The 19892-nt window shown below is 63.1% G+C and carries 14 protein-coding genes and 2 tRNA genes; 4 read left to right on the top strand and 12 right to left on the bottom strand.

Annotated elements, in window-relative coordinates; translation table 11 throughout:
• Position 1: 1 nt before the first annotated feature.
• From ileS to ABCW42_RS12700, 3 genes are all read right to left on the bottom strand, one after another.
• Positions 2-3319, bottom strand: coding sequence for an isoleucine--tRNA ligase (gene ileS, locus ABCW42_RS12690; RefSeq protein ID WP_423181588.1), 3318 nt, complete (start codon positions 3317-3319; stop codon positions 2-4).
• Between the two features lie 339 nt (positions 3320-3658).
• The gene (locus tag ABCW42_RS12695; protein WP_423181589.1) at positions 3659-4417 is read right to left on the bottom strand and encodes an SDR family oxidoreductase; all 759 of its coding nucleotides are present in this window, start codon (positions 4415-4417) and stop codon (positions 3659-3661) included.
• Positions 4418-4596: 179 nt separating this feature from the next.
• Complete coding sequence (locus ABCW42_RS12700; RefSeq protein ID WP_423181590.1) at positions 4597-4998, bottom strand: DUF488 domain-containing protein; 402 nt, start codon at positions 4996-4998, stop codon at positions 4597-4599.
• An 82-nt stretch (positions 4999-5080) separates the two neighbouring features.
• Between ABCW42_RS12700 and valS the strand changes: the two genes are divergently transcribed.
• A complete protein-coding gene (valS, locus tag ABCW42_RS12705) occupies positions 5081-7702 on the top strand; it encodes a valine--tRNA ligase (protein ID WP_423181591.1) in 2622 nt (873 codons plus the stop codon).
• Between the two features lie 367 nt (positions 7703-8069).
• Positions 8070-8945: an Fpg/Nei family DNA glycosylase gene (locus ABCW42_RS12710; protein WP_423181592.1), complete on the top strand. Its 876-nt coding sequence runs from the start codon at positions 8070-8072 to the stop codon at positions 8943-8945.
• 71 nt (positions 8946-9016) lie between these two features.
• On the opposite strand, the gene ABCW42_RS12715 is transcribed toward ABCW42_RS12710, so the two are convergent.
• From ABCW42_RS12715 to ABCW42_RS12740, 6 genes are all read right to left on the bottom strand, one after another.
• The gene (locus ABCW42_RS12715; RefSeq protein WP_423184883.1) at positions 9017-9586 is read right to left on the bottom strand and encodes a disulfide bond formation protein DsbA; all 570 of its coding nucleotides are present in this window, start codon (positions 9584-9586) and stop codon (positions 9017-9019) included.
• Between the two features lie 125 nt (positions 9587-9711).
• Positions 9712-10998, bottom strand: coding sequence for an ATP-dependent Clp protease ATP-binding subunit ClpX (clpX, locus tag ABCW42_RS12720; protein ID WP_423181593.1), 1287 nt, complete (start codon positions 10996-10998; stop codon positions 9712-9714).
• 185 nt (positions 10999-11183) lie between these two features.
• A complete protein-coding gene (locus tag ABCW42_RS12725; protein WP_423181594.1) occupies positions 11184-11843 on the bottom strand; it encodes an ATP-dependent Clp protease proteolytic subunit in 660 nt (219 codons plus the stop codon).
• Between the two features lie 36 nt (positions 11844-11879).
• On the bottom strand, positions 11880-12491 hold the full coding sequence (locus tag ABCW42_RS12730) for an ATP-dependent Clp protease proteolytic subunit (protein ID WP_423184884.1): 612 nt from the start codon (positions 12489-12491) through the stop codon (positions 11880-11882).
• Between the two features lie 254 nt (positions 12492-12745).
• Entirely contained in the window at positions 12746-14125 is a 1380-nt protein-coding gene (gene tig, locus ABCW42_RS12735; protein ID WP_423181595.1) for a trigger factor, read from the bottom strand.
• Between the two features lie 68 nt (positions 14126-14193).
• Positions 14194-14268: transfer RNA gene (locus ABCW42_RS12740), tRNA-Pro, on the bottom strand.
• Positions 14269-14420: 152 nt separating this feature from the next.
• Here ABCW42_RS12740 and ABCW42_RS12745 point away from each other — a divergent pair.
• A tRNA-Gly gene (locus tag ABCW42_RS12745) sits at positions 14421-14494 on the top strand.
• A 136-nt stretch (positions 14495-14630) separates the two neighbouring features.
• Here ABCW42_RS12745 and ABCW42_RS12750 read toward each other — a convergent pair.
• The 3 genes from ABCW42_RS12750 to ABCW42_RS12760 form a co-directional block, all read right to left on the bottom strand.
• A complete protein-coding gene (locus ABCW42_RS12750) occupies positions 14631-15536 on the bottom strand; it encodes an Fpg/Nei family DNA glycosylase (RefSeq protein WP_423181596.1) in 906 nt (301 codons plus the stop codon).
• The gene (locus ABCW42_RS12755) at positions 15536-15976 is read right to left on the bottom strand and encodes a ribose-5-phosphate isomerase (RefSeq protein WP_423184885.1); all 441 of its coding nucleotides are present in this window, start codon (positions 15974-15976) and stop codon (positions 15536-15538) included. Before ABCW42_RS12755 ends, ABCW42_RS12750 begins: the two co-directional genes overlap by 1 nt.
• Before the next feature lie 179 nt (positions 15977-16155).
• Positions 16156-17169 (bottom strand): hypothetical protein, encoded by a 1014-nt coding sequence (locus ABCW42_RS12760; protein WP_423181597.1) that lies wholly within the window; start codon positions 17167-17169, stop codon positions 16156-16158.
• 139 nt (positions 17170-17308) lie between these two features.
• On the opposite strand from ABCW42_RS12760, the gene pepN reads away from it, so the two are divergent.
• Positions 17309-19870 carry an aminopeptidase N gene (gene pepN / locus ABCW42_RS12765; RefSeq protein WP_423181598.1) on the top strand — a complete coding sequence of 854 codons (2562 nt, stop codon included), beginning with the start codon at positions 17309-17311 and terminating at the stop codon, positions 19868-19870.
• Positions 19871-19892: the final 22 nt, after the last annotated feature.

The following is a 19892-nucleotide window of genomic DNA, read 5'->3' on the forward strand; positions in this document are numbered from 1 at the left end:
ACTAAGCCTCGATCTTGATAACGGTGATCTTCGGCTCGCCCGCGTCGCCCGAGACGACGGGGTCGAGCTTGAGGGACAGGGTTTCGGTCTTCACCAGCTCTTCGTTGGCACGCAGGGCGTCGACGACGTCGTGGGCGGCCAGCACTGAGGTGTGGATCCGGTCGCTGACGTTGAGCCCGGCGTCCTTGCGGGCCTGCTGGATGGCACGGACCATGTCGCGTGCCAAGCCTTCTGCGGCGAGCTCCGCAGTGACCTCGGTGTTCAGGACAACAAAGCCGCCCCCCGGCAGGACTGCGACAGCCGCGGACGATCCATCAGCCGATTCCGCGACGACAGTTTCCAGGGTGTACTCCTGGGGTTCCAGCTCAAGGCCGCCTGCGGTGACGACGCCCGCATCGTCCACGGACCAATCGCCGGACTTCGAGCCCTTGATGGCCTGCTGGACATTCTTGCCCAGGCGCGGACCGGCGGCCCGGGCGTTGACCACGAGCTTCTGCTCGATACCGAACTCCTCCGGCGAGGCCGTCGCGGCGTCCAGGAGCCTGACGGAGCGCAGGTTGAGTTCATCCGCGACGACGGCACCGAACCTTTCAAGTGCATCCGCTCCAGGTGCCACAACAGTGAGTTCCTGCAGCGGCAGGCGGACGCGAAGGTTGGCGGCCTTGCGCAGGCTGGAACCGGCGGAGCAGATCTGCTGGACACGGTCCATTGCTTCCACCAAGGCCGGGTTGGCCGGGAACAGCGACGCTTCGGGCCAGTCGGCGAGGTGCACTGAGCGGCCACCGGTCAGGCCACGCCAGATCTCCTCGGAAACCAACGGCAGCAGCGACGCAGAGACACGGCAGACGGCTTCGAGTGCCGTGTACAGGGCGTCGAAAGCGTCCACGTTCTCGTCGAAGAAGCGCTGCCGGCTGCGGCGCACGTACCAATTGGTGAGCATGTCCAGGTAGCCGCGCAGTTCGTCGCAAGCCCCGGAGATGTCGTACTCGTCCAGGCTCGCGGTGACATTGCGGACAAGGTCGCCCGTGTTCGCCAGCAGGTACTGGTCCAAGGTGTCTGCGTAGCCGTCGTACCGCAGCTTCGCGTCGTAGCCCGCACCGTTATTCGAAGCATTGGTGTACAGCGTGAAGAAGCTGTAGACGTTCCACAGCGGCAGGATGACCTGGCGGACGCCGTCGCGGATTCCTTGCTCGGTGACGATGAGGTTGCCGCCGCGCAGGATCGGGCTGGACATCAGGAACCAGCGCATCGCATCCGAACCGTCGCGGTCCAGGACCTCTGAGACGTCCGGGTAGTTGCGGAGGCTCTTGGACATTTTCTGGCCGTCGGAGCCTAGCACGATGCCGTGGCTGATCACGTTGCGGAACGCAGGCCGGTCGAAGAGAGCGGTGGACAGGATATGCAGCATGTAGAACCAGCCACGCGTCTGCCCGATGTACTCCACGATGAAGTCGGCCGGGTTGTGGGTGTCGAACCATTCCTCGTTCTGGAACGGGTAGTGCACCTGGCCGTACGGCATGGAGCCGGAGTCGAACCAGACGTCCAGGACGTCTTCGACGCGGCGCATGGTCGACTGTCCCTCTTCCGGCGAGCGCGGATCGTCCGGGTTCGGTCGGGTGAGTTCGTCGATGAAGGGGCGGTGCAGGTCCACCTGGCCGTCGTTGTTCAAAGGCAAGCGGCCGAAGTCGGCCTCCAGTTCGGCCAGCGAACCGTAGACGTCCGTGCGCGGGTATTCGGGATCATCGGACTGCCATACCGGGATGGGCGAACCCCAGTAGCGGTTGCGGCTGATGGACCAGTCGCGGGCGTTGGCCAACCATTTGCCGAACTGGCCGTCCTTGACGTTGCCCGGGATCCAGTTGATCTCCTGGTTCAGCTCGGACATGCGGTCCTTGAACTTGGTGACCTCGACGTACCACGAGGACACCGCCCGGTAGATCAGCGGGTTGCGGCAACGCCAGCAGTGCGGGTAGCTGTGTTCATAGCTTGCCTGGCGGACCAGCCGTCCGGCGGTGCGCAACGCCTGGGTGATGGGCTTGTTGGCTTCGAAAACCTGCAGGCCGGAGATTTCGGCAAGCGGGCCGTGGGCGAACAAATGGAGGAACTTCGCGCCTTCGTCCACGGAAAGGACCACCGGGATTCCTGCGTCTTCACAGACTTTCTGGTCGTCCTCACCGTAGGCCGGGGCCTGGTGGACGATGCCCGTACCGTCGGTGGTGGTCACATAGTCCGCCACCAGGATGCGCCAGGCGTTCTGCGTGCCGTACTTCTCCGTATCCGAGAAGTAGTCCCAGAGCGGCTCGTATTCGATGCCGGACAACTGGGCGCCCGTGTAGCTGGCCGTGACAGCGGCGGTGGCGGCAGCTACGTCGTCGTACCCAAGGTCCTTGGCGTACGTGCCAAGCAGGTCTGCCGCCAGCAGGAAGCTGCCGGTGACCGGCGCGTCCGCGGAGGCGGCTTTGACGCCGTTGGGACCCGCGGGCACCACGGCGTAGGAGATTTCGGGCCCGACGGCGAGCGCCAGGTTCGTGGGCAGCGTCCACGGCGTCGTGGTCCAGGCGAGGGCCTGCACGCCCGCGAGCGCCTTGGAGACCTCCGAACCGCCGGCCTTGAGGGGGAATGTCACGGTGACGGTCTGGTCCTGGCGGTTCTTGTAGACGTCGTCATCCATGCGCAGTTCATGGTTGGAGAGCGGGGTCTCGTCCTTCCAGCAGTACGGCAGGACGCGGTAGCCGTTGTAGGTGAGGCCCTTCTCATGGAGCTGCTTGAAGGCCCAGAGAACGGACTCCATGTATTCGACGTTGAGCGTCTTGTAGTCGTTGTCGAAGTCCACCCAACGGGCCTGGCGGGTGACGTAGCTCTTCCATTCGTCGGCGTACTTCATCACGGAGGCACGGCAGGCGTCGTTGAACTTGTCGATGCCCATGGCCTCGATCTGGGTCTTGTCCGTCATGCCCAGCTGCTTCATGGCTTCGAGCTCGGCGGGAAGGCCGTGGGTGTCCCAGCCGAAGCGCCGTTCGACCCGCTTGCCGCGCTGGGTCTGGTACCGGCCCACGAGGTCCTTGGCGTAGCCGGTCAGGAGGTGGCCGTAGTGCGGCAGGCCATTGGCGAAGGGAGGGCCGTCGTAGAAAACGAACTCGTTGCTGCCATGCGTGCCGCCGGGAAGATCAGCGCTGCGCTGGTCGATGCTGGCTTGGAACGTGCCGTCTTCATCCCAGTATTTGAGGATGCGCTCCTCGATCTCCGGGAACTTCACGGAGGCGGACACGCCGGATGCGGCGCCTGAGGGGGCTGCGGAGGCCTTGGGGTAATACGTCATCTCTTCATCCTGGGTTGAGCTGGTGAACACAAAGTTTCTTCAGGATGCGAGGACGGCGCCAGGCTGTCGTTTCCAACAGCGCAGGTACCGCGGTACCACCTCACTTACCGTCGACGGCGTGCCCTTCCAGCGGAGGGGCGGACCGGCGTCGGCCGCTCATTGGCTGCTGTGACGGGCTTACCCGTCCGGTTCTACTGGCCCCGTGTTGCCGGGGTGTTCTTCCGGAAGCTCACCGGTGATGTCCGGGTCGATGCTTGTGCCACAAGTCTAGCGGCAGCTGCGCCGCGAGCTCCACTTGGGAGCCGCGGCGCCGCGGCTGCGTTTTGATGGGCCGCAGAGTCAGCCCTTGCGGATCAGCTTGTGCGTGGCGGCCTGTGCCACGGGGCGGATGATGATCTCGTCGAGGTTGATGTGGTGCGGCAGGGAGACGGCGTATTTGACGACGTCGGCGACGTCCTCGGGGGTGAGCGGCTTCTCGACGCCGGCGTACACCTTCGCGGCGGCGTCCGCGTCGCCGAGGCGGTTGAGCGCGAATTCCTCGGTACGGACCAGCCCGGGGGCTACCTCGATCACGCGGATGTTGTTTTCGGCTTCCTCAAGGCGCAGGGCTCCGGTCATCGCGTGCTGGCCAAACTTCGCCGCGTTGTACCCGCCGCCGCCCTCGTAGGCGGTGAGTCCCGCCGTCGACGTCAGGTTCAGGACGGTGCCCTCGCCGTGCGCGCGCAGCATCGGGAGGAATGCGCGGGTCAGCTTCAAGGTGCCCAGGACATTCACCTGGTACATCCAGTCCCAGTCTTCGGTGTGCGCGTTCCCTATCGTGTCCGCGCCGCGGGCGCCGCCTGCGATGTTAATGAGGGTGTCCGCTCCCCCGGCTTCGACGACGGCGGAAAGCAGGGCCGCGACGTCGTCGTCGCTTGTGATGTCGGCTGCGAACGGGACGGCGCCGGTCTCGGTGCCGAGATCTTCAAGCCGTTCAGCGCGCCGGGCCACCGCGAAAACCTTCCACCCGTCCGCTGCGAGGGCGCGCACAGTCGCCTCGCCGATTCCAGTGCTCGCGCCCGTCACTACTGCCGTTTTGGTCCGTACTGCCTCAGTCATGGGACCACACTAACGTGCTTTGCGCGGGCTGATCGCACGGCCCAGAATGTGCTCGAACGACGGCGCAAGCGGAGCGGCACCGAAGCTGAAGCGCCGGTTTTGCACCACTTTGAAACCGGGCTCAAGACGGCGGTGTCCGCGCTGCGGTCCGGGGCGGGGATCTTTTCAGCCATGTGGCGTCACTTGCCGGCCTTCCCGTGCCGGTGCGCGGATCCGCGCTTGGAATCTTCAAGGTACTCGAGAAGGACCTTCGCGTGGTTGATCTCCGGGTCCTTGGCTCCGTAGAGCAGGGTCACTCGATTCTTTCCATCCGCCAGGTCCAGCAATTGGTCGACGGCGGGGTTGCTCTCCAGTTCGGCTTCATAGTGGTGCTTGAAGTCGGCGAAGTGTTCCTCCATATGCCCGAACTCCTTCCGCAGCGGCGGCGAGGGTGCGATTTCCTTGAGCCACAGGTCAAGGTGCGCATCATCCTTCGACACCCCGCGCGGCCAAAGCCGGTCCACGAGTACCCGGTATCCGTCGTCGTCGGCTGCTTCGTCATAGATCCGCTTGATCACGAAAACGTCCTTGGAAGCTCCCATGGAGTGAACGCTAGCGCAGTTCGACCTACCTGGCAGTGACGTTTTTGAAGTCGGCACTGCAGTTTGATGAAACAATGGGTCAATGGCTGAATCAACGCAGGGTACAGACACGCCCGCCACCGCCCCCATTAACGTTCCCGACAAGCCGGCCCTCGAGGGCCTCGAAGCCGCCCTGACCCGGCGCTGGCTGGACGAAGGAACCTATAAGTTCAACCCGGACACCACCCGGGAGCAGGTCTACTCGATCGATACTCCCCCTCCCACCGCCTCGGGTTCGCTGCATGTGGGGCATATGTTCTCCTTCACCCAGACCGACGTCCAGGCCCGTTACATGCGCATGACCGGGAAGAACGTCTTCTACCCGATGGGTTGGGACGACAACGGCCTGCCCACCGAACGCCGCGTCCAGAACTACTACGGCGTCCGCTGCGATCCCGCCGTTCCGTACAACGCCGACTACCGCCCGCCGGCACAGCCCGCCAAGAACCAGCGCGATTTCGACGTCGTCTCGCGTCAGAACTTCATCGAACTGTGCGAGGAACTCGCCGTCGAGGACGAAAAGGTCTTCGAAAACCTGTTCCAGACCCTCGGGCTGTCCGTCGACTGGGACCTGACCTACCGGACCATCGACGACACCTCCCGTGCCGTATCCCAGCGTGCCTTCCTCGCCAACCTCGCTGCCGGCGACGCCTACATGGCCGAAGCCCCGACGCTGTGGGACGTCACGTTCCGCACCGCCGTCGCGCAGGCTGAGCTTGAGGACCGCGAAGTGGCCGGCGCGTACTACCGCTACCCGTTCTTCACCGAAGACGGCGAAAAGATCTTCATTGAGACCACGCGTCCCGAATTGCTCGCCGCGTGCGCGGCTTTGGTGGCAAACCCCGACGACGAGCGGTACAAGCCGCTGTTCGGCAAGACCGTGAAGTCTCCCCTGTTCGACGTCGAGCTTGAGGTGAAGGCCCACCCGCTCGCCAAAGCGGACAAGGGCTCCGGCATCGCCATGGTCTGTACTTTCGGCGACCTCACCGACGTGACGTGGTGGCGCGAACTCCAACTGCCGACGCGCGCCATCATGGGCAGGGACGGACGCATCGTCTCCGAAACCCCCGAATGGATCACCACCGAGGCCGGCAAGGAAGCCTACGCCGCGATCGCCGGCAAGACCGCATTCTCCGCGAAGGAAGCCGTTGTGGAGCTCCTCGCGGCAGCTGAGTTGCTGGACGGCGAACCGAAGAAGATCACGCACCCGGTGAACTTCTTCGAAAAAGGCGACAAGCCCCTTGAGGTGGTCACGTCCCGCCAGTGGTACATCCGCAACGGTGGACGCGATGAGGACCGCCGCGAACGGTTGATCGCGCGCGGACACGAAATCGACTTCCACCCGTCCTTCATGCGGTCCCGCTACGAGAACTGGATCTCCGGCCTGAACGGCGACTGGCTCGTTTCGCGCCAGCGGTTCTTCGGCGTGCCGATCCCCGTCTGGTACCCGCTGGACGCCCAGGGCAACCCGGAGTACGAGAACCCCATCTTGCCGTCCGACGCGTCCTTGCCTGTAGACCCCGCCGCCGACGCCGCCCCCGGCTTCGACGAATCCCAGCGCGAGCAGCCCAACGGATTCATCGGGGATGCCGACGTTTTGGACACATGGGCGACGTCGTCCCTCACCCCGCAGATCGTCGGCGGATGGAGCCGGGACGAGGACCTGTTCGGGAAGGTCTACCCGTTCGACCTCCGTCCCCAGGGCCACGACATCATCCGGACCTGGCTCTTCTCCTCGGCCGTCCGCGCGGACGCCCTGCAGAACAGCGCGCCCTGGAAGCACGCCGCGATCTCCGGCTGGATCCTTGACCCGGACCGCAAGAAGATGTCCAAGTCAAAGGGCAACGTCGTTGTTCCCACCGATGTGCTGAACGAGTACGGTTCCGACGCCGTCCGCTACTGGGCCGCTTCGGCGAAGCTTGGGGCCGATACGGCGTATGAAATCGCCCAGATGAAGATCGGCCGCCGCCTGGCCATCAAGCTCCTCAATGCCTCCAAGTTCGTCCTGAACCTGGGCGCAACCGAGAACTCGGTGGTAGGTACGGACCTTTCCGTCCTGACCAACCCCTTGGACCGGGCATTGTTGGCGCAACTGGCCGACGTCGTGTCCCAGTCCACCAAGGCGTTCGACAACTACGACTACGCCCGCGCCCTGCAGATCACGGAATCGTTCTTCTGGCAGTTCACGGACGATTACGTCGAACTCATCAAGGACCGGGCCTACGGTGCTGCCGGAGAAACCGAGCAAGCGTCCGTCCTTGCGGCGCTCGCCACCACCCTGGATGCGTTGCTTCGCCTCTTCGCGCCGTTCCTCCCCTTCGCCACCGAAGAGGTCTGGAGCTGGTGGCGTGCCGGTTCCGTCCACCGCGCGGCGTGGCCGTCGGCCGTGGAAATCGTCGACGGCGACACCACCATGCTGGGGACCGTAGGCATCGCGCTCAGTGGCATCCGCAAGGCCAAGTCCGAGGCAAAGGTCAAGCAGCGCACCGAAGTGTTGTCCGCGACCATCACCGCGGGCGAGTCCTTCGTGGCCCAGTTGCAGGCCGGACTGGGAGACCTGAAGGCAGCAGCGAATGCCCAGGAAATCTCGCTGGTGGCAGCTGAAGGCGAACTTACCGTGAGCGACGTTGTCCTGGCACCTGCCGAGGAACCTGCCCAAGCCTAGTTCCTGGACACTGCCTTATTTCGGGCAAAGGGGAAGCCCCATCAGCGTTTCGCCGTTGGTGGGGCTTCGACTCTTTCGGCTGTCTGGTGACGTCTTGACAGTCTGGCGGAATCCTCAGACTTTCAGGTCTTCCTACCGTCGTCACTGGTAGCCTGTAACTAACTTTGCCGATGGCTGCGTTAGCTACAAATCACTGAATCTTTGGTTTCCGTGTCCCCCTTCTTTCGAAGTGGGTAAGTTCTATTGTTGACCTGAGGCACCGCCAGCACAAGCCCCCTCCGCGAACTACTCGCATGTAATTAGGGCGCGCCATTATGCGGCGGTTTGCCGGGTTCTGGCTGAAGTTCCTTTGTGGCACAGTGATGCTATGCCAGAACTTCCCGAAGTAGCCGGCCTGGGCGCCTTCCTTGGACGCAATCTTGTCGGCGCCAGGTTGACGAAGGTCCAGATCACGTCGTTTGCCGTCCTCAAGACCGCTGACCCGCCCTACTCGGCCTTGGAGGGACGGACCATCGTCGGCGTGGAACGCTTCGGGAAATTCCTCAGCCTCGACGCAGAGGGAATCCACTTCATCTTCCATCTCGCGAAGGCTGGCTGGCTTCGGTATACGGAGCAGCCTTCCACGACGCCGCTCCGCTTGGGTGGCAGCAACATCGCGGCCAGGCTCGCTTTCACCAAAGGCGACGGATCCACCCACGTCGGCGTAGACCTGACCGAGGCCGGCACGAAGAAAAGCCTCGCGGTCTATGTGGTGAACAAACCAAAGGACGTTCCGGGCATCGCGACCCTTGGCCCGGACCCGCTCAGCCCCGGGTTCACGGCCGAAACCCTGGCCGGAATACTCGCGGGCAGCCAGCAGCAGATCAAAGGACTGCTTCGAAGCCAGGCCGTGATCGCCGGAATCGGAAATGCTTACAGCGACGAAATCCTGCACGCAGCCAGGATTTCTCCGTTTGCCATCGCCAAGTCACTCGACCCGGAAACAGTCCAGGTCCTTTACCAGTCGATCGAATCCGTCCTGGGAGCGGCCGTTGAGGCTGCCATAGGGAAGGCCTCCAGCGAACTCAAGGACACAAAGCGGAGCAACATGATGGTCCACGGCAGGGCAGGTCAAGCCTGCCCTGTGTGCGGGACCACCATCCGGGAAGTGTCCTTCGCTGACACCGCGCTCCAGTACTGCCCGGGTTGCCAGACCAACGGGAAAATCCTGGCGGACCGGAGGACGTCGCGGTTCCTGAAGTGAAGCCGAACTCCGCGAAAATCCTGGCGGACCGGAGGACGTCGCGGTTCCTCAAATGAAGCCGAACTCCGAAGTCAGTTGAACTCGGGGCTTTCAGTCCGGCTGCGCTTCAACTCGAAGAAGTGCGGGTAGCCGGCCAAGGTCACAGTTGCGTCCCACAGCGCTCCGGCTTCCTCGCCACGCGGAATGCGGGTAAGGACCGGACCAAAGAACGCCGTACCGTTCACCGCGACAACCGGGGTTCCTACATCCTGGCCGACCAGGGAAATCCCGGCTTCATGGCTTGCACGCAACTGGACGTCGTAGTCTTCGATGTCAGCGAAGCGTGCCAAGTCGGCCGGCAGGCCTGTTTCCGCGAGTGCTTTGACGATGACCTCGTTGAAGTCTTTGATGCCTTGTTCGTGGATGAGGGAACCCATTGCGTCATAGAGCGGCTTGATGACCTGACGGCCATGCAACTCGCTCGCCGCGACGATTACGCGGACCGGCCCCCAGCCGTGGGTCATCTTCTCAGCATAGGCGGCCGGAAGGTCACGGCCTTCATTGAGAACCGAAAGGCTCATGACGTTCCATGTGGTCTCGATGCCGCGGACGCCTTCGACTTCGCCGATCCAACGCGACGTCACCCAAGCGAAAGGGCACATCGGATCAAACCAGAATCCAACCTTGTTAGTGGTCTGCTCAGGCACAGGAATCTCCTTCAATAGGATGTGAGGGGCGCGGCCAACCGGACGAAAGTACGTCCAGACCCACTAATGCCAACCTCGGCCTATGCGGACTTATTCCTGCGCTTCGCTACCACCTCATGGGCGATCATGGTTGGTTGCGCCTTCTTGGTGACGGCGTCCGCGGTGATGACAACGCTGGCGATATCGTCACGGCTCGGGAGGTCGAACATGACCGGCAAGAGGACTTCCTCCATGATGGCGCGCAAGCCACGGGCTCCCGTACCCCTTTCCAGGGCCTGGTCCGCGATGGCATCCAAGGCGTCGTCGTCAAAAGAGAGTTCCACGCCGTCTAGTTGGAACATCTTCTGGTACTGCTTCACCAACGCGTTCTTCGGCTTCGAAAGAATCTGGATGAGCGCCGGGCGGTCCAGGTTCGAGACCGTGGTGATGACCGGCAGGCGGCCGATGAATTCCGGGATGAGCCCGAACTTCAGGAGGTCCTCCGGCATGACCTCGCCGTAGCTGTCCACGCTGTCCTTGACCTCGTTGAGCGGAGCTCCGAAGCCGATGCCCTTGCGTCCGGACCGCGAGCCGATGATGTCCTCCAGGCCGGCAAAGGCGCCGGCCACGATGAACAGCACGTTCGTGGTGTCGATCTGGATGAATTCCTGGTGCGGATGCTTGCGGCCACCCTGCGGCGGAACGGAAGCCACCGTACCTTCGAGGATTTTCAGGAGGGCCTGCTGGACGCCTTCACCGGACACATCGCGGGTAATCGACGGGTTTTCGCTCTTGCGCGAGATCTTATCGATTTCGTCGATGTAGATAATGCCCTGTTCGGCCTTCTTGACGTCATAGTCGGCGGCCTGGATGAGTTTCAGCAGGATGTTCTCGACGTCCTCGCCCACATAGCCGGCTTCCGTGAGGGCCGTGGCATCCGCGACGGCGAAGGGGACATTCAAGCGACGGGCAAGTGTTTGCGCGAGGTAGGTCTTGCCGCAACCGGTGGGACCTATCAGCAGGATATTGGATTTGGCGATCTCCACGTCCTCGTGGTGGCCGCCTTCGCCAAGTCCGGTCTTGGGCGCGTGACCGGCCTGGATGCGCTTGTAGTGGTTATAGACCGCGACGGCGAGGGAGCGCTTCGCGGGCTCCTGCCCGATGACGTATTCCTGGAGGAAATCGAAGATCTCCCGGGGCTTGGGCAACTCAAAACTGCCCAGATCCGATACTTCCGCGAGTTCCTCTTCGATGATCTCGTTACAGAGTTCGATGCATTCGTCGCAGATGTAGACGCCGGGCCCGGCAATCAGCTTCCGCACCTGCTTTTGGCTCTTTCCGCAGAAAGAACACTTCAGCAGATCCGTGCTCTCGCCAATCCGAGCCATATGGGAATCCCTTCATTTCATGCGGGTGGAGAAACAGCCTGGCTTTCCGGCAAGATCACCGGCGAGCAGCGGGGACGCCACCATGACAACTTCCACTGTAGGACACAATCCGCCGCTTGGGTTGAAACAGAACGCCGACGCGGTCCAAATTTCTGGACCGCATCGGCGTCCGGGTTCCAGTCAAACTAGCGGGCGATGGCCTGCGGCTTGATCTTGCGGGAGTCAAGCACTTGGTCGATCAGCCCATAGTTCATCGCCTCTGCGGCGGTGAGGATCTTGTCACGCTCGATGTCGTTGTTGACCTGTTCGGAGGTGCGGCCTGAGTGGTGGGCCAGCGTCTCCTCAAGCCAGGTACGCATGCGCATGACTTCGGCTGCCTGGATCTCAAGGTCCGAAGCCTGCCCGCCCTGGCCACCCGAAAGGGCCGGCTGGTGGATCAGGACCCGGGCGTTCGGCAGGGCCAGCCGCTTGCCCGGGGTACCCGCTGCAAGGAGCACAGCCGCGGCGCTTGCGGCTTGGCCGAGGCAGACAGTCTGGATCTCGGGGCGGATGTACTGCATGGTGTCGTAGATCGCAGTCATGGCGGTGAAGGAGCCGCCAGGAGAGTTGATGTACAGGGTGATATCGCGGTCCGGGTCCGTGGATTCGAGCACCAATAGCTGTGCCATGATGTCGTCGGCCGAAGCGTCGTCCACCTGCACACCAAGGAAGATGATCCGGTCCTCGAAGAGCTTCGTGTACGGGTCCTGGCGCTTGAAGCCATACGGCGTACGCTCCTCGAATTGCGGGAGGACGTAACGGCTGGACGGGAGATTACCGGCAGACCATCCAAAGTTGTAGTTCATGTTCATTGCTCCTGATCTGAATGTTTCTTGTGCCGGTCAGTTTTCGGAAGGCGAGGAGTTGGCCGTTCCGCCCCCACCGGCCACGGAGCCTGCATGGGCCGAGATCTTGTCGAAGAATCCATAGGCAAGGGCTTCGGTGGCCGTGAACCATTTGTCACGGTCGTTGTCCTTGAGGATGGTTTCAACCGTCTGCCCTGTCTGCTCCGCGGTGAGCTCGGCCATGACCTTCTTCATGTGCAGGATCAGCTCTGCCTGGATCTTGATGTCCGATGCCGTGCCGCCGATGCCACCGGAAGGCTGGTGCATCAGGATACGCGCATTGGGAGTGGCGTAACGCTTGCCCTTGGTGCCCGAGGAAAGCAGGAATTGGCCCATGGAAGCCGCCAAGCCGGTAGCCACCGTCACAACATCGTTCGGGATGAACTGCATGGTGTCGTAAATGGCCATGCCCGCTGTCACGGAGCCACCGGGAGAGTTGATGTACAGGTAGATGTCCTTCTCAGGATCTTCGGCGGAGAGGAGGAGGAGCTGGGAGCAGATCGCGTTGGCGTTCTCGTCGCGGACTTCGGATCCGAGCCAGATGATGCGCTCTTTCAGCAGGCGGTTGTAGATGTAGTTGTCCTGGGCCGCCGGATCGACAGTTGCCATCCTGGGCGCCTCTGCTTGCTGTGACATAAGTACTTACCTCTCGCTGGTGACAGGGCCGTTGCTGAACTTGCCATCCCTGATCTTCACTACTTGGACACTAACCGTTTTCCGTGGTGATTTGTTCTCCCGAATCGCACTGTTCGCTGACGGCGCACGATTGCCGAATTACACGCCGGACCGCTGCTGACGCAACGTGAAACGCGGCCAAAAAAAGACGCCCCGGATCAAAAGATCCGGGGCGTCTTCAGTCAAAACTAGAACTTCACGGCTGCGGGGTCGTCGCTGGGGACAACAGCTGCCTCTTCGGTTTCTTCCTCGACCACAGCTTCTTCGGCTGCTTCGCCGGCGGGGCGGACGAAGTCGGTGAGGTCAACCTTGTTGCCTTCGCTGTCTACAACCTCGGCCTGGCCCAGCACTACAGCCAGGGCCTTGCGGCGGCGGACCTCGGAAACCATCATCGGCACCTGGCCGCTCTGGTCGATGATCTGCGCGAACTGGTTCGGGTCCATGCCGTACTGGCTCGCCGTGGAGACGATGTAGTCGATGAGCTCGTTCTGGCTGACGCCGACTTCTTCCTTGTCTGCGATCGCGTCGAGGATGATCTCGTTCTTGAACGCGCGCGCGGTGTTGGCCTTGACCTCTTCGCGGTGCTCTTCGGTGTCGTGCTCGCCCTCACCGTGGGCGTTCTCCGGGTTGAAGTGCGCTTCGAGCTGCTCTTCCACAACGGAGTCCGGAACCGGAACCTCGATGAGCTCTACGAGCTTGTCCAGAACCTTGTCGCGGGCTTCGACGCCCTGGCCCATCACCTTGGACTGGGCGGCCTGCTTGGCGAGGTCCTCGCGAAGCTCCGCAAGGGTGTCGAATTCGGACGCCAGCTGGGCGAAGTCGTCGTTGGCCTCGGGCAGTTCGCGCTCCTTGACGGACTTCACAACCACCTTGACCTGGGCTGCTTCGCCGGCGTGCTCGCCGCCCACAAGAGTGGTGTCGAAGATCGCCTCTTCATCGGCGGAAAGGCCGGTGACGGCTTCGTCGAGGCCTTCAAGCATGGTGCCGGAGCCAACCTGGTAGGACAGGCCGGTCGCGGAGTCGATCTCGGCGCCGTCGATCGAGGCAGTGATGTCGATCGACAGGAAGTCGTCCGTAGCGACCGGACGTTCGATGGTCTTGAGGGTACCGAAGCGGCCGCGGAGCTCGTCCAGTGCCTTGTCAACATCGGCGTCGGAAGACTCCGCAGCGGCAACCTCGACCTTGAGGCCGGCGTAGTCCGGCAGTTCAACCTCGGGGCGGACGTCGATTTCGACCTGGAACTTCAGCTCGCCGTCGGTGGCCGACGGGTCCGGAACCTCTGTGATCTCAACCTCGGGACGGCTCAGCGGGCGGACGCCGGTCTCCTGGACAGCGGCCTGGTACCAGCCGTTGAGGCCATCGTTGATGGCGGTTTCCAGGACGTAGCCACGGCCGACGCGCTGGTCGATGAGCTTGGCCGGCACCTTGCCCTTGCGGAACCCGGGAACCTGGATCTGCGAAGCAACGGTCTTGTAAGCGGCATCGATGCTCGGCTTCAGTTCCTCAAAGGGAACCTCAACGTTGAGCTTGACCCGCGTGGCGGTGAGGTTCTCGACAGCGCTCTTCACAGTCTAAGTACTCCTGGTTTTGTGGGATGGGTTTCTGCCGCGTCCCAGATTGGAACAGGCACACAGAGTCGGGGTGACAGGATTTGAACCTGCGACTTCCTGCTCCCAAAGCAGGCGCTCTAGCCAAGCTGAGCTACACCCCGTGAATGCACAGGACAGTCTACGGGCATCACGCCCGAGAATGCACATTTGACAGGTGGCCCATGTGTTAGGTTTAGTTATACCCGGCTTGGAGATACACGCTTCAGCCGCTCGGAGAAACACGGAATCCTTACAGGTTCAAGGTGTTGTGCCCGGGGACGTAGCTTAATGGTAAAGCCTCAGTCTTCCAAACTGATTACGCGGGTTCGATTCCCGTCGTCCCCTCCACTGGTAGCAAGCAGAAGGACCCCTCGTCTGAGGGGTCCTTCTGCATTTTCCCAAAGTACTTAGAATCCACGCCCTTGGATTTATGTCTGCGACTTTCGGTTTTATGTCCCGGCCAGGGGCCGATTTCGCAAACACGTCAGCCTTGGCAGCCGGCGCACCAATACAGCTTGCGGGCACTTATCTCGGCCATCCCGACAACTCCGGAGCAGCGCCGGCACGGCTGGCCCTCGCGCTTGTAGACGAAGTGGGCATCGTCGTCGGCAGCTTTCCCGCTCCCGACGCCCCACAGCGACGAAGGCGTGGTAACAATCCGGCCGTCGCGGACGCCGTCGGACATTGCCGCGACGGTATCGTCCCACACGCGCCCGGCGGTTTCGGCGTCGAGGGCACTACCGGGCGTCCACGGGTCGACGCCTTGCCGGAAGAGGACCTCAGCGCGGTAAATGTTTCCGATACCGGCCACGACGGATTGGTCCATGAGGAGGAGTCCGACGGCGGTCTTGCGGCGCCGGATGCGCCCGATGAATTCTTCTCGGTCGCCAGGACGAAGATGGAGGGGGTCGGGTCCGAGGCGGGCTATGACGGCGGCTGCCTCCGGCTCCGTGATAGCAGCGCAGGTCGTGGCACCGCGAAGGTCCGCCCAGCCGTGCCCGGAAACCAGACGCGCCCGGACAGCGCCGACGGGATCCGGCGGTCCGGAGTAGGGACCCGGGGCCTCCCCGCCCGGTTCACCGGGCCGGGAGGCGGTTTCACGCTCTCCGATCCGCCGGGGAGCCCCGATGCTGGAGGCTCCCCGGAACGATTCATCGCCGCCGAAACTCCACGCTCCGTAAAGACCCAAATGGACGTGCAGGAACAAGCCATGGTCAAAGCGGAGGAAGAGTTGCTTGCCGTGTGCACTCGCCGTGAGCAACTCATGGCCGTCCAGGAGCTCCGCGCCCGCAGCGAACCGGCCCTGTGGACTGGTCACGGTGAGCGTGTGCCCGGCGAAGACATCCTGGAACTGGCGTGCCAGGCGGTGGATGGAATGCCCTTCAGGCACTATTCGACGACTTCGCCACTGGTTTCGTACGTCGCGATCTTGCCGATGCGGCGGATGTGGCGCTCGTCCTTGCTGAAGGGCTCCTGGAGGAAGGCTTCGATCAGTTCGGTTGCCTCTTCCACGGTGTGCTGGCGACCGCCGACAGCGACCACGTTGGCGTCATTGTGCTCACGGGCGAGCTTGGCGGTGGAAAGGTTCCATGCCAGGGCAGCGCGGACACCCTTGACCTTGTTCGCCGCGATCTGCTCGCCGTTGCCGGAGCCGCCGAGGACGATTCCGAGCGCGTCAACGCCGGCTTCCTGGTCAGCGACCACTGCGGCGGCCGCGTTGATGCAGAAGGAGGGGTAGTCGTCCTGGGCGTCATACACCTTGGGGCCGTGGTCAACGACTTCGTAGCCCTTGGCAGACAAGTGGCTGACGAGGTGGGCGCTGAGCTCCATGCCGGCGTGGTCCGTGGCAATGTGGACGCGGGGTGTGGTCACGAGAAGTCCGTTCGGTCTGGCGCGCGAACACGGCGGAGCCGGGCGCGGCGGTGGTGGATGCGGTTCCTACGTTACTAGGAACGTGGGCAAGCCCGACCCGCCCAAACGGACAGGACATCACCGGTAGGGTCAGGTCATCATAGGCTCGGCGGCTCATCACTGCGCCGGGCTCGGGCGGCCACGCGGTTCAGCAAACCCGCGAGGCTGTCGGCCGCTGCCACGCTCCCCGCGCTGAGCGCGAGCTTTCTGCCGTCGACTTGCCGAACGACGACGGCGGGACCGCTGCTCACGAGCATCGCCGTGGCACCCCCGTGGTGCCGAAGACCCCAGCCGCCGAAATCCGCAGCGCGGACATCCTGTGCGGCGGCTCCCGCGATGTCGGCTGCGGACACCGTCATGACCTTCAGCACGCCGGCGAGGAATACCTGGAGTCCTCTCCTGTCGGCGCGCACCCGGACAAAGAGGAAGCTGGCCCCCACTATGGCTGCCACAGCAAGCAAGGCTCCCAACCAAGGAAGGGCGATGGCTATCAACGTAGCGGGAAAAACGGCGGCTACGGCGATCATCACAAAGACCGAGCTTCTGGCGTGGACCCACAGCAGCATCGAATCCTCCGTGAGGGAGGGATCTTTTGCATGGACAACCTCGATCGCGAGGGCGGCGTCGTCCTCGCTCGTCCAGCGGGGATCGGGCTTGAACGCCATCATCATGACAATCCCCATGGGCAACGCCGCGCCCGCGCCCAGCGCCAGGACAGTGGCGTCGACGTGCGACATCCGCGCGTCGGCCAACCCGGATTGCCCCACCAGTCCAGCGGCGAGAACGGCAGTGACAAAGAGGGAGACCATAAGCCCCAGTCCCATCATGATCCTCCGCATGATCACGGGCCGTGAGAGGGGCGCCGCTTGGATGAACACCAACCAGCCCGCGACCACCAGAATGCCGCCCCCGCCCAGCACATAGGCGGGGAAGGGCGCGAAGCTGCTTCCGCCGTCGGCGTTCCACGCTATTGCGACCGGTTCCGGGAGGGTGTTTCGGAGCATCAAGGCACAAACGGCAAAAGCCGCGGCCAGCAGGAGCGGGAAGGCAATGGCAAAGCGCAGTGCCCGCAGGTCCCAATTTTCGCGCATCTTCCCGCGCATTTTTCCCATAATCCAACGCTACCCCCGGCGGCCGACACTTTAGCCGCGCCTCCTTGCCAAGCAGTGTTCAAGTGAAAGAATGGCTTCACAGTGCCGGCGTCGGCTGAAGCCAGCCGGCTTTTTGCGAACCATCCTTGGAGGGACCACCTTGCCAGGCCTGAACCTGACGCGCGCCGAAGCCCGGCAGCGCGCGGAACTGCTCACCGTGACTTCATATGACGTCACCCTCGATCTGACGAAGGGCGCTTCTGTCTTCGGCTCCACCACGGTGGTCAAATTCTCCGCCGTCCAGGGTTCGTCGAGCTTCATCGACGCGATCACGGAAACCGTGCACAGTGTGACTTTGAACGGAGTGGAGCTGGATCCGGCCGAAGTGGCCGATGGCGTCCGCATCCTGTTGCCGGACCTCGCCGCCGAAAACGAGCTCAAAGTTGTCGCCGACGCTCCATACATGAACACCGGCGAGGGCCTGCATCGCTTCGTGGATCCCGTGGACAACGAGGTCTACCTGTACACCCAGTTCGAGGTCCCTGATTCGCGCCGCATGTTCGCAGTCTTCGAACAGCCGGACCTGAAGGCCTCCTTCACCTTCACAGTCACGGCCCCTTCCCATTGGGACCTGGTCTCGAACTCCCCCACTCCCCTTCCGGAAGAAACCGCGCCAGGTGACGACGGCGGTGCGCGCTCGGTGTGGCGCTTCGCGCCCACCCCCCGGATCTCCTCGTACATCACCGCGCTCATCGCAGGTCCTTACCAAGCGGTCCGCAGCAAGGTCAGCAGTTCCGACGGCCGGGAGATCCCGCTGGGAGTCTTCGCCCGCAAATCGCTCATGCAGTACTTGGATGCCGAGAACATCTTCGAACTCACGAGGCAGGGCTTTGAGTTCTTCGAAGCCCAATTCGGTTTCCCCTACCCCTTCGAGAAGTACGACCAGCTGTTCGTTCCCGAATTCAATGCCGGGGCCATGGAGAACGCCGGAGCGGTGACCATCCTCGAAGGTTACGTGTTCCGCAGCAAAGTCGCCGAAGCCCAAGTGGAACGCCGCGCCATCACGGTCCTCCACGAGCTCGCCCACATGTGGTTCGGCGACCTCGTCACGATGCGCTGGTGGAACGACCTCTGGCTCAACGAGTCCTTCGCCGAATACATGTCGCACCTCGCGGCCGTGGAGAACACCGAATTCGACCACGCGTGGACCACTTTCGCGTCGGTCGAGAAATCCTGGGCGTACCGCCAGGACCAGCTCCCCACGACCCACCCGATCTTCGCCGAGATCAACGACCTCCAGGACGTCGAGGTCAACTTCGACGGCATCACCTACGCCAAGGGCGCCTCGGTCCTCCGCCAGCTTGTTGCCTGGGTGGGACCTGAACAGTTCATGGCGGGCGTACGCGAGTACTTCCGGAAGCATGCGTGGAAAAACACCGAACTGGTGGACCTCATGACGGAACTCGAGGCCGCCAGTGGCCGCGACTTGGACCAGTGGGGCAAGCTCTGGCTCGAAACCGCCGGCGTCAACACCCTCGCGCCCGAGATCGAAGTCGGCACCGACGGCACCATAACCTCGTTCGCGATCCTCCAGACGGCGGTCGAGGAACAGCCCGTGCTGCGTCCCCATCGCCTCGCCGTGGGTTTCTACGAGCTGACTGCGGACAGCAAGCTTGAGCGTACTTTCCGTGAGGAGCTCGACGTCGACGGCCCGCGGACCGAGGTACCGTCCCTTGCTGGACGTGCACGGCCGGACCTCATCCTGCTCAACGACGACGACCTCGCGTATGCGAAGATCCGCCTCGACCCGTCGTCCTTGGCCACGGCGACAACCCATTTGAAGGACTTCGCCGCGAGCCTGCCCCGCACCCTGGTCTGGGGTTCGGCCTGGGATGGAGCCCGCGACGGCGAGACGCCAGCGCGCGGCTACGTCGAGCTGATCCTCGCCAACATCGCTTCCGAAACGGACTCTTCGGTCATCCTGGTCCAGCTTCGCCAACTGGCCACAACCCTGACTTACTACGTCGCTGCGGAACACAAGGAATCCACAACGATTGCCGCGGCGGACCGGCTCTGGGAACTCGCTTCCGCGGTGGCCCCGGGCTCGGACGCACAGCTTCAATTCGTGAAATCCTTCGCGCTCCTCGCCACGAGCAGTACCCAATTGGACACGGTCCAGGAGGTCTTCGAAGGTTCGACTGTCCTGGACGGCCTCACCGTGGACCAGGACTTGCGCTGGGAGCTCCTCACTTCCCTCGTGGTGGGAGGCCGCCAAGGACAGGAAAGCATTGATGCGGAACTCGCGCGCGACCATACGGCCAGCGGCCAGAACGCCGCGGCCCAGGCGACGGCAGCCCTGCCGACCGCCGAGGCGAAGGCCGAGGCGTGGAACAAGATCGTAGTCACCGGCGAAATGTCAAACGCCATCCAGAGCTCCGCCGTCGCAGGCTTCACGCGAGTCCTCGACACCGCGCTTCTGGAACCGTACGCCGAAAAGTACTTCGAGGCCGTTCCGGAAATCGTTGCAAACCGCACCCACGCACTGGCCCAGCAGATCGTCGTCGGGCTCTATCCGTCACAACTGACCACTCAGGCCACGGTGGACCGCACTGACGAGTTCCTCGCGGCGCTTCCCGCGGAAAGTGCCGCCCTGCGGCGCATGATGCTCGAAAACCGCGACGGCGTTGCACGCGCCCTGAGGGCCCGCGCCGCAGACGTCTAGCAACGGTGGCCCGGTTCCGTCA

It is taken from the genome of Arthrobacter sp. NyZ413 (assembly GCF_049390645.1).
Classification (GTDB): Bacteria; Actinomycetota; Actinomycetes; order Actinomycetales; family Micrococcaceae; genus Arthrobacter.